Raw genomic sequence first — 13,779 nt, forward strand, 5'->3', positions numbered from 1 at the left:
GGTATACAACCTAAAAGCTATGAGCTTTTAACCTTGATCCCCAGGATATCGCTTCTATTCAACTTAACATTTCTTATAAAAACTAGTAGTGGTTCTCATAATTAATTAATCGGCTAAATAAATGCTCTGTTAGTATTTGTGCTGTTAATTGCTGGCAATTGCTGTCCAAACCTGGAATAAATTTCTCATCTAAATTCTCAGAATATTTATTTTATTTTATAAGTATCAAAATTTACATTAAAATCCATGTATATTCACGGTGGTGTTTTAAGTCCCTGCGTGTGTTAAACCAGTTTAGATAGGTTAAATAATCTATCTAAATATTCTGAGTAGCGAAATCTCAGAAAAGAAAAGATACCAATTGAGGCGGATTAAATGGATTGACCGTGGTTCTAGAGTTTCAATCGCCTTCTATCACTGCTAAGGCTTGCAGGTAAGCATTCTCCAAAAGTCATCGAAGCAAGTGACTTGACTTCTTCTTAATTCAATTTTTTAACTGCCAAGTGTGAAGATATATGACAGAATCACAGTCTCCATTAAATTCTAACTCTGCTGCCGGACGTAACCTGCCACCAATGCCGCCACCACCACCGCCAACCTCTAGTACGCAGCGGCAAATGACACAAACATTGGATATGTCAATGGATAGAAGCACCAACGCGCCTGTTGCAGGTCATCGTCCGGCTAGTCCACCGCCAATGCCTAGTTCAGTTCGCCCTCAAAACAGCATTCCACAACTGACTTTAGCGCAGTTAATCAGGCTAGCTTACGATCAGGGATATTCTGACTTGCACTTGGGTGTAGGTGAAGTACCCCGCTTCCGCAGCCGAGGAGAAATTCAATCAACAGATTATCCCGAAACAGATAAAGAAGTTTTTATGAATTGGTTGCGGGAGGTGATGAGTCAGGGGGAAATTCAGCGCTTTGAAGAAACCTTAGAATTTGACGGAGCAACTCAGTATGACTTTGCTCGCGTGCGGATTAATGTTTTTGGCTCTCTCAAAGGGCCTGCAATGGTGTTGCGGTTGATTCCACTGAAAATCTTAACTATGGAACAGTTGAATTTACCCCCAATTTTTCGGGATATTTGTCATTACCACAAAGGTTTAATTTTGGTCACTGGACCTACTGGTTCTGGTAAGTCCACCACAATGGCAGCGATGGTTGACTATATCAATAAGGAGATGGCCAAGCATATCATCACCATTGAAGACCCGATAGAATTTGTCCATCAAAGCCGCAAGTCTTTAGTTAAACAGCGGGAAGTGGGAATGCACACCCGGAAATTTGACAATGCTTTGAAAGCAGCTTTGCGGGAAGACCCAGATTTGATTCTGGTGGGGGAAATGCGGGATAAGGAAACAGTTAACACCGCCCTAAAAGCCGCTCAGACTGGTCACTTAGTTATGGGAACCCTCCACACTAATAGCGCTGTTAAAACCATTGAGCGGATTCTCAATCTCTTCTCTGGTGACGAACAGGATGCAATGCGGGTGGCAATTTCTGAGTCTTTAGTGTCAGTAATTGCTCAAGGTTTGTGTCGCACAACTGACGGTAAGCGGGCTGCTTTCCATGATGTGCTGATCAATACTGAGGCGATTAAAGAATGGATCAAAGACGGTAAGTATGATGAAATTGGCGAGTTGATGAAACAAGCTGGCTTTGACGGCATGATTACGATGAATCAGTCGTTGCTCAATCTCTATCAAGAAGGTCGCATCACTGAAGAAACTGCTTTGGAAATGTCGCCAACTCCTAACGAAATGGCGCAGTTTCTCCGAGGCCGAGTTTAAGATTGGGGATTGGAGACTGGGGAGCAAGTTTTTCCCTTCTGTTCCTCTGCCCCATCCCCAATCCCCATTCCCAATACCCCATTCCCAATGCCCCATTCCCAATACCCCATACCCAATGCCCCATGCCCAATTCCAAATATCTTTGTGATCCTGGTTGAGGTTATAGCTAAGGTAAAAGGTAAAAGAGAGAATTTTTTACTTTTAGTTCCTTAGCCTCTGTGAATAACTTGACGACAAATAAACTATCTGCACCCCAGTTGTTTAAAGGTATTGCCCTATTTACACCTGGAGGAGATTTAATTTACTGCATCGACCCTAGCAAGCAAGGTCGATGGCACTTGCATTTATGCTCGGCCTTGCAAGAAATCCTAGATTTGCCAGAGCCGCCGCACTTTTTAGTGCCTTGCTATACTGCAACTATTGACAATTGGTTAGATCCGCGTACTCAAAAAGTGCGAACTTTTGCTGAAGCTTATCCGGCTGTAATTAGACATCAAGCTTTGCTTAATGCCGTTTTTAGCACAGGGGAGTTAGTATGGCAAGCAGCTCCCTGGCAAGAGGGGTTGTGCGATCGCATGGTGTTAACAACTTATCGTTCGTCATTTCCTCAGCTTTGGGAGGATCACGATTTAATTGTCCGTCTAGACCTTTCTGAACCTGTGCCAAAATATCACCAACCAGTAATAGTACAAAAAAAGGAAGCGATCGCACAAGGCTATGTTCTCCGCTTGTTTGTTGCAGGACATAGCAGTAGTACTGAACGCATTCTGCAAAATTTACACGAATTGTTAGAGCGATCGCTTGGACATCCGTATACTTTGAAGGTGATTGATGTTTTAAGTCATCCAGAACAAGCAGAACTGAATCAGGTTTCTGCAACTCCCACCCTTGTAAAGGTTTGGCCTCACCCAATTCGGCGAATCGTTGGAGAATTGGATCATGTAGAAAAGATTTTACAGATGTTAGCTGCTAAGGAAAAATTTTAAGTAATCACACTAGTTTTATTTGCCAAGTGCGCGAATGGGTAGGTGTTGGTGAAGGGGTAACTACAAATATGGCTAGATTGCTGTATTTGTCAGGATTGGAGGGCTGTAGCATCTTTAAACCATCCGCGCACCTTATGTAGACTGACTTTCAGCTATTTACATCTGGCACAATTGCCACTCCTTATGTTATGATTTTTGCATTCGCGCTATTGAACCTTGAAAACCAAATAATATAAGGCCTTCAGACTCCTGATGTCGCAATCAACTAAAATCCCTATTAGGGATTGAAACGAATAGAGCCTTTCTTATCCGTTCCAGTTCTACTGTCGCAATCAACTAAAATCCCTATTAGGGATTGAAACAATGAGCATCGCCCTGGTATTGAAAAGAAAGAAGGTCGCAATCAACTAAAATCCCTATTAGGGATTGAAACAAAAATCTACCAACCCCCCCCTCGACCATTTTCCTCGTCGCAATCAACTAAAATCCCTATTAGGGATTGAAACTAAAATGAGCATACGTCATACAAAAAAAAGAGAGGTCGCAATCAACTAAAATCCCTATTAGGGATTGAAACCGCCAACGAATGGGGGGTAGTTTTGTGGTGTATTTGGTCGCAATCAACTAAAATCCCTATTAGGGATTGAAACAAGCTTCAACCTTGCTTCTTTAGCGTAATCTCCGGTCGCAATCAACTAAAATCCCTATTAGGGATTGAAACGAAAAACAAGCGATAGCTTGCGGGGAAGCGGCGCGATGTCGCAATCAACTAAAATCCCTATTAGGGATTGAAACTGATACAATCCCTGAACAGCGCTAACCACTCTCCGTCGCAATCAACTAAAATCCCTATTAGGGATTGAAACAGACATTGAATTGTACATAATCGACAAATCCTTTGGTCGCAATCAACTAAAATCCCTATTAGGGATTGAAACGAGCTAAAAAACCATCTTCAAGAATTAAACGAAGTCGCAATCAACTAAAATCCCTATTAGGGATTGAAACACAAATCTTTAATAGAATCAACTATTTTCTGGAGTCGCAATCAACTAAAATCCCTATTAGGGATTGAAACAATTATTTCTCAAATTCCTCATGGGGTTTCTAGAGGTGGTCGCAATCAACTAAAATCCCTATTAGGGATTGAAACTCACTCCCAATACTGAATTAATCCAAAGTATGGACTTGAGTTTTAGTAAGGGACTGACAAGAAATAAATTATCCATCTTGTGGGGTGGGCAGGAAAGCCCGCCCTGAATATAGGACGGGTGCAGACACCCATCCCACAAGAGAATTTGGGATGTTTTTTTATTTGTCAGTCCCTAAGAGGTTGTTTGAAAAGTGTTTCACTGTGACTTTAGGCACTTTCAGATCCCCCCTAACCCACGCCAGTCGCTCCACTTGGGGAGACCCCAAGACCGCGCTGGCTCCCCTTAAAAAAGGGGGAACCGGAATCAAAGTCCCCCAATTTATCGGGGGATTTAGGGGGATCTAGAACGTTTTGCTACCGACAAGAGGACTTTTCAAACATCCTCTAAGCATACTGAGGGTATAACCTATCTCAGGCAAGGTTTCGATCGTTATCCGATTTAAAAATCAAATAAAAATCCTATTATTAGTGACAAAAGTAACCATTTAAAGATGACTTTTGTCACAGGCGTGTACCTGATTATTCCGATTAAATTGAGAATATACAAATCAAGTAATGCAAGGTAGATGAAGATGAAAGGATATATGAACAGCTTAAAATCTATTATTCTCGGAGGCTTATTAGCAGCTGCTTCAATTGCTGCTTTTTCTCAAAATGCTAATGCTGCTGAAGTGAAATATCAGCATGAACATTTGAATCAGAATACTGTAGCTTTTAATAACAGTAAATTAGTTCGTGAACGTCAAGTTCGTGAACAACACGCTCGTGAATTGCGTGAACGTCAAGCTCGTGAACAACGCGCTCGTGAATTGCGTGAACGTCAAGCTCGTGAACAACGCGCTCGTGAATTACGTGAACATCAAGCCCGTGAACAACATACTCGTGAATTGCGTGAACGTCAAGCTCGCTTTAATCATTAATATCATGTCCGCTTGATTACTTAATTCAACCCCAAGCACCTCACCCTCAGCCCCTCCCCTTGGCAAAGGGAGGGGTGCAATGACTGTGGGAATCATAACTATTTATCCGGACATGATATAAGTTCAACATAGGTTTGCATTGCCGCTTTTGCCACAATTGTGATTAACTAGATAATACTCCTGCAATAATTGTCAATTCCATAATTTTCTCAAACTGAAAATCATGAGCTAAATTATTGATAAAATTTCGCAGTGCAGCATTTTCTGAAGGAATTTGCTCAATCAATTCTAAAATCAGGTCATCACTACATTGGGCTGCGGCAGTGTACACCTGTTTCACCCATTCAGGCGACATTTCAGATAATAGAGTCACTAAATCTGTGAGCGCCAACATTGATTTTGATCTTTGTTGCTTTACGTTTGTTGGCTGATAGATTTCTTCTTGATAAATATATTGAACTCCCAAATATTCACTCAACTTTTCTAGTAATTTTTCCTCGCGGAAAGGCTTGTTAATATAATCATTACAACCAGCTTTGATCATTGCCTCTCGTTGTTCCTCAAAGGCATTAGCAGTTAAGGCAATAATAATGGTCTTCCAATTTGGGATTTGGGATTTGATATTTGGGATTGAGGTTTCTTCTCTAGTTTTAATAACTTTTGTGGCTTCGTAGCCGTCCATAATTGGCATCCGCATATCCATTAAGATCAGATGTGGTTGCCATGTCTGCCAAAGTGCGATCGCTTCGATGCCATTTGTTGCTTCCTGGACTGCAAAACCAATGGATGCCAGAATTTTCACTAGCACTAAACGGCTGTCTGTGGAGTCATCAACCACTAAAATACGGTATTCGCTTTGAGCGGGCGCTAAACTAATAACTTGGCGTCTAGTTTGTTTGATCTGGATTTCGCTGGCTGCGGCTAGACCAATTTGAATATCAAAAGCAAATTTACTTCCCTCGCCAATAGTGCTGGTGACGCTTATATCTCCTCCCATTAGTTGCACGTATTTGCGGCTAATTGCTAAACCTAGTCCTGTTCCCTGTTGCGATTTCCTTCCGGTTTCAGTTTGCCCAAAAGCTTCAAACAGCAAGTCAATTTCTTGTGGGGCAATACCGCGGCCAGTGTCTTCTACCTCGAAGATTAGGGATTGGGCATTAATTATTCTCCTCTGCTCCCCTGCTGCCCAGTCTCCAGTCCCCATCTCCACCCGCAGCGTCACCCGTCCAGTATCGGTAAATTTGATTGCATTTCCCAGGAGGTTAAGCAAGACTTGACGCAGTTTACTTTCGTCAACTTGGATGTACTGGGGAAGGTGAGATGTATATTCAAAGACCAATTCCAATCCTTTGGAAGTGGCGCGGAAACGCAACATCTCTTCGAGGTTTTCCAAGAGGCGAATTAAATCAAAACTGTTGAGATTTAATGTTATTCTGCCGGCTTCGATTTTAGACATTTCTAAAATGTCGTTGATTAAATTGAGGAGATGTTCGCCAGCACGATTGATGATTGCTAGATTTTGCTGATGTTCAGTTGATAAATCATGATCGTGGCTCATGATTTGGGTAAAACCAAGGATAGCGTTGAGTGGGGTACGCAGTTCGTGACTCATGTTGGCGAGGAATTCGCTTTTGGCACGGTTAGCAGCATCAGCAATGATCACAGCTTCTTGCAATGCTTGTGACTGCCTTTGAGTTTGCGCTAGTAATTGTGCCTGCTGTAAAGCAACACCCAACTGATTACCAATTTGAACTACGATATTGATTTCTCCTGGTTTCCATTGGCGGGGATCGGAATTTTGATAACTCGCCAGTAATCCCCAAAGCTGATTACCATGTAAAATCGGAACAATAATGTAGGCTTTTGCCTGAAAGCGCTCTAAGAGGTTGATATAAGCAGGATGAAACTCAGCGTTGTAAATGTCTGGGATACAGAGGAAACTTGCACCTGGGGTTACTTGCAGAGCCGGATCTTCCACCTGGTTATCCGCGCTATCCAAAATTTTCGCTAGGCAACGCCCATCTTGTAAGATACCCTCTGTTAGATCGGGGTGATTGTTGTGTTCTTCTATGAGAGAAATCCAACCGTTACCCACCGACTCGGAGACAAATTCGCCATTCCAGTCGGGATTGAAACGATAGACAACAACCCGATCGCAGTTGAGTACTTGGCGTAATTCTTCGGTCGTAGCCGCAAATATCGTCTCTAAATCCAGTGTTTGGCGCATCCTTTGAATCACTTGGGCGATCGCTCTTTCTCGTTCTGCACTCTCACGCAAGGCTTCTTCTGCCAATTTTCTCTCGGTAATATCTGTAATTGTACCGATATAGCCTTTAATTTCTCCATCATCTCCAAATTCTGGCAAAGCCTGACAAATTACCCAGACGACTGTATGAGCATCACGCAAGAAGCGATGTTCATACTTATACATTCCCTGAGCGGCTCTTGCTTGATTCCAAAGCAACAAAACCTGTTCGCGGTCGTCTGGATGTACGGCATTTGCCCAACCTGTTAAGAGAGACTCTTCTAAACTGCATCCAGTAATTTCACTCCAGCGTTGATTAAAATATAAGACATTGCCATCGACATCAGTATGAAATATACAAGCTGGTGAAGCTTCTGCCAGAAGTTGATATCGCTGCTGACCTGACTGCAAAGCTAATTCTGCTAATTTGCGATCGCTAATGTCTGCCCAATAACCAACCCATTCGATCGGGGAGTCAGCTTCGTCACGAATTAACCTCATCTTTTCGTAGAACCAGTGATAAGTTCCGTCAGCGTGTAACCAACGGTATTCGTAGGAAATGTACTCTTGCTCAACAAGGTGAGAAAATTTTTCCGAGATCAGTTCAATATCTTGTGGGTGGACGTGATAAAGCCAAAAACTGGAGTTATCGATAAACTCCCGCGCTTCGTAGCCCACCATTTCTTTAACGTTTTCACTGATAAAAGTAGTGCTAAAATCCGCTGATGTTTTGCTGCTATAAATGACTACAGGGCTAGAGGTGAGCAGATATTGTAGGCGTTCGTTTGCTAAACGTAGTTCTTGTTCGATGCGTTTGCGTTCGCGCAGCGCTGCTTGCAGTTCGCTAATTTCGACTAAAACTGTGCCGACACCAGAGGGGCGATCGTCTTCACCAACAATCGGAAAATAAGAAGCTAAGAAGTGGCGGATAATATCTGGTTGTTTAATAGATACGCTGCTTAATTCTTGATTGAGAATGGGTTGACCACTGAGCAGAACCTGTTGATAAATTGGTTCCACTAAAGGGGCGATGTGGGGTAAGACTTCATGGATGGTCTTGCCAATATACTCTTGCTGGGGTAGTCCATTAATCTCCGCCAGCAGTTGGTTGATTTGCACAAACCGCAACTGGTTATCTACAATATTCATGCCGACGGGGGCACTGCTAAAAAAGGCATTGAAACGAGCTTCTCTGAGTGCTAGTTCTTGTTCTAGGGTTTTGCGCTCAATCAACCCACCCAACTGAGCCGCAACAGCACTGACTAGCAAGAGCAAACGCCGATCTACCAATATTGAGCTACGTTTAAAAAACACTAAAACAGCTAATACTTGGTTCCCAGCGAATATGGGAACACCAAAACCAGCTTTTAATCCCACCTTTGCTGCTTGTGGCGCTCGCCAGAAAACTGCTTGTGTAACTTTAGAAACATCTTCTATCCATTCTGGTTCTTGATTTTGCCAAACTCTTCCTGGTAGTCCCACTCCCAGAGCCAATTTCACAGTTTGGCTTTGGTGGCAGAATTCTTCTAAACTGCTCTCTTCTCCGTACCAGCATAGGGTGTGTTCTAAAACAGTCCCATTCTCATTGGGTATCCATGCTTCACCAAAATCCCAGCCAATGGTGTGACAAATTAAGCGCAAGACCACTGCTAAAGCGCTGTTAACATCACTGGCGCGAGTGATAGCTTGAGTTGTCAACAGCAGTAAACGACTTTCATTTTCTGCTTGCTTGCGTTCAGTAATATCTTTCGTGGTACCCAGTACGTACCATTGCCCATCAATCTCGATCATCTCTGCACTCAACAGTGTTGTCCTGATTTCTCCTGTTGCTGTGCAGACATCAATCTCATAGTTGCGGATGGCTTTTGTTTGTTGCAGGATGTGGGTAAGAAAATTATATTCTTCTGGATTCACCCAAAGATTCAATTCTTCATCGGTGCGATCGATTACCTGAGAACGAGAATAACCAAAAAACCGACAAAAGCTGTCGTTAACTTCGATGTAGCGTTTATTGGGAACAGTAATTAAGGCAATTGGGTCAGGAGATGACCGAAAAGCTGATGCTAACTTTTCTTCAGAAGCCCGTCGCGCTGCTTCTGCGCGTTGGCGTTCTTTTGCCTCCAATACCAAGGATACTAAATTGCCCAGAGAGCGAGCGAAATTTTCGTCTTCTAGCGTCCAATGATGAGTAACTCCCACTGCCTCCAGACATAAAACTCCTACGGTCTTGCCCTCCAGCCTAACGGGTGTATCGAGTATAGAGGTGATGTTTAATCTTGAGTAAGACGCAGAAAATTCTTTAGTTCTGGGATCAGTATGGGCATCATCTGTGGCGATTGGTCGGTCTTGCTGCAAAGCTGCGAAATAAGCTGGATAGTCTGCTGCTGATAAGGAAAGTCCTTCGCTATGTTGATTACGACTACCCTCAAATAGGTCAAAACACTGGATTTTTATGCCTGTTTCGTCATACAGCCAGACACTAGCTCGTTCCATTCCAATATTCTTGACAGCTGTTTCTGTGATTTTACTCAAGGCTGCTTTCACATCACCCTGATAAAGCGTCTGATTTTGTGCCAATTGTGTGAGTACTAGGTTATGATTGCGGAGCTTAATCGCGCTTTCTTGGAGTAATTTTTCTACTCCTCGACGCTGTGTAATATTACTAGCAGTGCCTGTCATGCCTATAACTAAACCCGATTCGTTGCGTAATGCGATCGCATTCAACATTAGATAAAGTAAGGTACCATCTTTAGCCACACAGATAGTTTCATGCTGGAAGATCGGCTTTCCCTGAAGAACACGCCCAAAGGCTACTTGATCTTGAACAACTTGTGTAGACGAGATGAAATCAGTCAAGGCACGCCCGATCATTTCTTGGGGTTCATAGCCATAAATCTGCTTGACTGCCGGGTTGACAAAGGTAATTAGTCCATCAATGTCCACCGACCAGATCATGTCCTGGGATGTCTCCACTAGGAGGCGATACTGACTTTCACTCTTCTTTAGGGCGGCTTCGACTAAAAGGCGTTCGCCCTTGGCGTTGGCGCAGCCATCGCTTTGGTAAACTTCTCTACAAAAGGCTTTGCTAATGCTAACGGGAATTTCTTTAAAAATATCTTCTATTTGTCTGTTGCGAATATTTAACTCAACTGCAACCCGTTGACGCTCTTTAATCTCCTGTTGCAGTTGGGCATTTTTTTCTTTTAACTGTTTTTTCAGCCTTTGAAGAGTGAGTTGATTTTTGACACGTAATAAAACTTCTTTAGTTTGGAATGGTTGAGTAATATAGTCAATATCGCCTAAATCTAAGACGTTTATTTTTTCAGATAATTCATCTAAAATACCGAAAATAATTATCGGCATCTCTTGAGTTTTCTGGTTAGCTCTCAAATGTTGACAAACTTCATAACCATCCATCTCTGGCATCAGAACATTTAGTAAAAGCAAATGAGGGGGAGAAGCAAGCGCCGTATTGATTGCCAATTGTCCAGAAATGACACTTTGCACCTGATAACCTTGGTGTTGAAGGATGTCTGATAAAAAATGTAAATTCTTTAAGTTGTCATCAACTAATAAAATTTTTATTTTTTGAGCATCCATATCAGTTACTAAGTTAATTTTCAATCAGGAATAATTTATGGAATCAAACTGAACATGAAATCAGAAAGCAAAACTCTATCACCAGATTGTAAATAAAATCATCGTCGCTTACCACCATACTTCAGCCGCAGGGTGTATGGAAAAGTTGCAGATGAAGCAGGATAACTGGTTAATACTGCCAAATCTCTATGACGCAATGGAATACAAAGATACAACAAAACTGACATCGCCCATACAGCTTGCTGATTCGAGGGTTTGGCATTCACTGTTCTTTCTTTTCAAAGTGAATTTAGCGCCTAACGGACTGTACTGGCGTGGCGGTGTGTTTCGGTAATACCAATTCTGTATGAAGACGCACATAACAAGACCCCCTTGTAGTCCCCCCGATGCTAAGGGGGGACGGCGTAGCCGGGGTAAATAAATATATATGCAGCTTCAGAAAGAAACGCTATAAATTCAGGCAGAGAGTCCTATTCCTCTTGTACATCAACCCAGATACTGTCTTCTTCTACACGAATCGGAAACACTGGCAGTGCCTTTGGTTGTGAAACCAACGATAGTACCTTACCTACACCAGGTGGCCAGGAACACCAGTCTTTTACCTCACCAGTCCGCAGGTCAAAAGCACTGTGATGGAAGGAACAAACAATTGCGCCATTTTCAGTGATTTTCCCACTTTTCAGCGGTAATTTCATGTGAGGACAGGTGTTATCGACTGCATAAAGCTGACTTTCGTGATTCAAAAGCAGAATTTTCCGGTTCCCAACTTTTACCACTTGTCGCGCACCTGGGGAAAGTGCATCGACTGCAAGAACTTTAGTCCAGCTCATTAGGTTCTCCTTTCCTAATTGATCTGCTTTCAGTTTCCCGCAATTGTGACCAGTGCGATCGCCTTTCACTACAGAGGAGTGAGGAAGGATGAAGTCAGTAGCTCACAAACTTTTTCCGAAAGAGTGATTGTTGGTGAGATACCACAGTTATAAAATGTTACATTAAATTATGTATTGACACTGAAAAAAATAATTTCTGGGTAAACTAAAGAAAGTACTTACTGTCCCAACATCATAAGGCTTGTAGCTGACAACAGACAATTTTGAGGAATATAAAAAATGATTAAGACAAGTTACGAATTTGACCAGTCAATCCTCGCGGCAGGATCTTCATTAAAGACTAATATTCTGCTACGTTTTCGTGCTGAGGTAGCTAAATCTCCTCGACGTAACCTTAACCTTTCTCTTGTAATTGACCGTTCCGGCTCTATGGCAGGCGCTCCTTTGCATCACGCACTCAAAGCCGCTGAGTCTGTGGTAGATCAACTTGAGCCTTATGACATTCTCTCAGTAGTTGTTTACGACGATGAAGTGGACAGTGTTGTGCCACCCCAGGCGGTGACTAACAAAGCCGCACTGAAAAATTCTATCCGCAAGGTGAGAGCAGGTGGTATTACCAACCTATCGGGGGGATGGCTCAAAGGCTGTGAACACGTGAAGACGCGACTTGAACCGCAAAAAATCAATCGTGTTCTCCTGCTTACCGATGGTCACGCCAATATGGGCATTCAAGACCCCAAGATACTGACGGCGACATCAGGGCAAAAAGCTGAGGAAGGCATTATCACAACTACGTTAGGTTTTGCTCAGGGTTTCAATGAAGACCTGCTGATTGGTATGGCAAGGGCCGCCACGGGCAACTTCTACTTCATTCAGAGCATCGACGAAGCAAGTGAAGTGTTTAGTATTGAGTTAAACAGTCTCAGAGCAGTAGTGGGACAGAACCTCAAGGTGACACTTGAGTTGGCTGATGGTGTCAGCCTTGTTGATACCTTAAGTCTTGCTAAAGTTAGCCAGAATGATGTTGGTCAAGCTGTCATCACCTTGGGAGAGCTTTACGAGGGCGAAGACAAACTTCTCGGCTTAAGTTTGGTGATATCAAGCGCTCAAGTTGGTGAGTTACCTGTGATGAAGCTGCATTATAGCGCTGATGTTGTGCAAGATGACCTCATTCAAAGCGTGTCAGGTACTATAGATGTCGTTACCAAAGTTGGCACCGTTGAGGAAGCAGCTTTTGCTGCTACGAGCCATATTATTCTGGAACTGAGTCGCCTCACGATCGCTAAGGCCAAAGAGACTGGACTTAATCTCGCTGAACATGGCAAGCATCAGGAAGCTGAACAAACCCTGCGGGCGCTTGTGAAAGATTTGCGGAATAAAGGGTTGAACGAGAATTTTGAAATTGCTGAAGAGATCGAGCAGCTTGAGTATTTTGCAGGTCGGATCGCCCAAAAAGCTCTAGGCAATGCCGGACGTAAAGAGATGCGGGATCAGTCTTACCAGACGATGACGCGCAATCGCAGCGATCTGGTGGGTCGCGGTGTGACTGCTGGCGATGAAGTGTACGCCATGCCGATTGTCAATGAAGTCGGTTCGGGTGTTGAATTGCATTGTGTTCGTGAAGGCGGTAAACTGCGGGTGAAAATCGTGTCCGAAGGCTACGATTCAACCAAGAACATCCAGTTTCCCCGGGCCATTCGTGCTGAGGGCGCACGCTATGTTGTTGAAGGACTGGAACTCTCAAGCGAACGCACTTTCTACCGGGTACGTGGTAATATCACCCGTTTTGCTCAACCCGGTGCAACAGATATTTTCGTTGCTCCTAGACAATCGAATCTAACTAACACAGGTAAAGCTTCCAAAGGCCCTGCCAGTGCTGCCGATCTGACCACAACTGACAGTGTAGGAGACAGCATTTTAGTTCAGTGTGTCAAAGATGGCAGCAAGCTACGTGCTAGGGTAGTTTCCGACGGATATGAACCGGATTGGAACATGCGTTTTCCGCGATCGGTTCGCGAGGAAGGAATGCTTTACATCGTTGATGAAGTCAAAACAGCACCGGATGGCAAATCTTATATTGCCTGTGGTGAAATTAAGCGATTTGTCCAACCCACTAGTAATTAATTAGGGATTAGGGACTGGGAGACAAAGAAAATTAGAGCCTCGTTCATCCACCTTTGAACTGGATTCATCCACATAAAAGACTCAAACCTCCCAATGCCCAATCCCCAATCCTTAAAAGATGCCAAGTA

Annotated in this window: 7 protein-coding genes and 1 CRISPR repeat array; of the genes, 4 read left to right on the forward strand and 3 right to left on the reverse strand. The window is 43.3% G+C overall.

Going from position 1 to position 13,779, the window contains the following annotated elements; all coding sequences use genetic code 11:
* Positions 1–515 precede the first annotated feature (515 nt).
* The 3 genes from V7K62_RS21095 to V7K62_RS21105 all read left to right on the forward strand — a co-directional run bounded on the left by V7K62_RS21095 (position 516) and on the right by V7K62_RS21105 (position 4,852).
* Positions 516–1,793 carry a type IV pilus twitching motility protein PilT gene (locus V7K62_RS21095; RefSeq protein WP_334867462.1) on the forward strand — a complete coding sequence of 426 codons (1,278 nt, stop codon included), beginning with the start codon at positions 516–518 and terminating at the stop codon, positions 1,791–1,793.
* Between the two features lie 218 nt (positions 1,794–2,011).
* On the forward strand, positions 2,012–2,779 hold the full coding sequence (locus tag V7K62_RS21100) for a circadian clock KaiB family protein (protein ID WP_334867464.1): 768 nt from the start codon (positions 2,012–2,014) through the stop codon (positions 2,777–2,779).
* Between the two features lie 254 nt (positions 2,780–3,033).
* A CRISPR array of direct repeats spans positions 3,034–3,932; the repeat unit is 37 nt; unit sequence GTCGCAATCAACTAAAATCCCTATTAGGGATTGAAAC.
* A 584-nt stretch (positions 3,933–4,516) separates the two neighbouring features.
* Positions 4,517–4,852, forward strand: coding sequence for a hypothetical protein (locus tag V7K62_RS21105; RefSeq protein WP_334867466.1), 336 nt, complete (start codon positions 4,517–4,519; stop codon positions 4,850–4,852).
* A 163-nt stretch (positions 4,853–5,015) separates the two neighbouring features.
* Here the strand turns inward: V7K62_RS21105 and V7K62_RS21110 are convergent, their stop codons facing one another.
* The 3 genes from V7K62_RS21110 to V7K62_RS21120 all read right to left on the reverse strand — a co-directional run bounded on the left by V7K62_RS21110 (position 5,016) and on the right by V7K62_RS21120 (position 11,527).
* Positions 5,016–10,697, reverse strand: coding sequence for a PAS domain S-box protein (locus tag V7K62_RS21110; RefSeq protein WP_334867960.1), 5,682 nt, complete (start codon positions 10,695–10,697; stop codon positions 5,016–5,018).
* Between the two features lie 98 nt (positions 10,698–10,795).
* Complete coding sequence (locus V7K62_RS21115) at positions 10,796–10,963, reverse strand: hypothetical protein (RefSeq protein ID WP_334867468.1); 168 nt, start codon at positions 10,961–10,963, stop codon at positions 10,796–10,798.
* Between the two features lie 204 nt (positions 10,964–11,167).
* On the reverse strand, positions 11,168–11,527 hold the full coding sequence (locus V7K62_RS21120) for a Rieske (2Fe-2S) protein (protein ID WP_334867470.1): 360 nt from the start codon (positions 11,525–11,527) through the stop codon (positions 11,168–11,170).
* A 279-nt stretch (positions 11,528–11,806) separates the two neighbouring features.
* Here V7K62_RS21120 and V7K62_RS21125 point away from each other — a divergent pair, with 279 nt between their 5' ends.
* Positions 11,807–13,651, forward strand: coding sequence for a vWA domain-containing protein (locus V7K62_RS21125; protein WP_334867472.1), 1,845 nt, complete (start codon positions 11,807–11,809; stop codon positions 13,649–13,651).
* Positions 13,652–13,779: the final 128 nt, after the last annotated feature.

Source organism: Nostoc sp. (genome assembly GCF_036917935.1).
In the GTDB taxonomy this organism is placed as follows: domain Bacteria; phylum Cyanobacteriota; class Cyanobacteriia; order Cyanobacteriales; family Nostocaceae; genus Nostoc.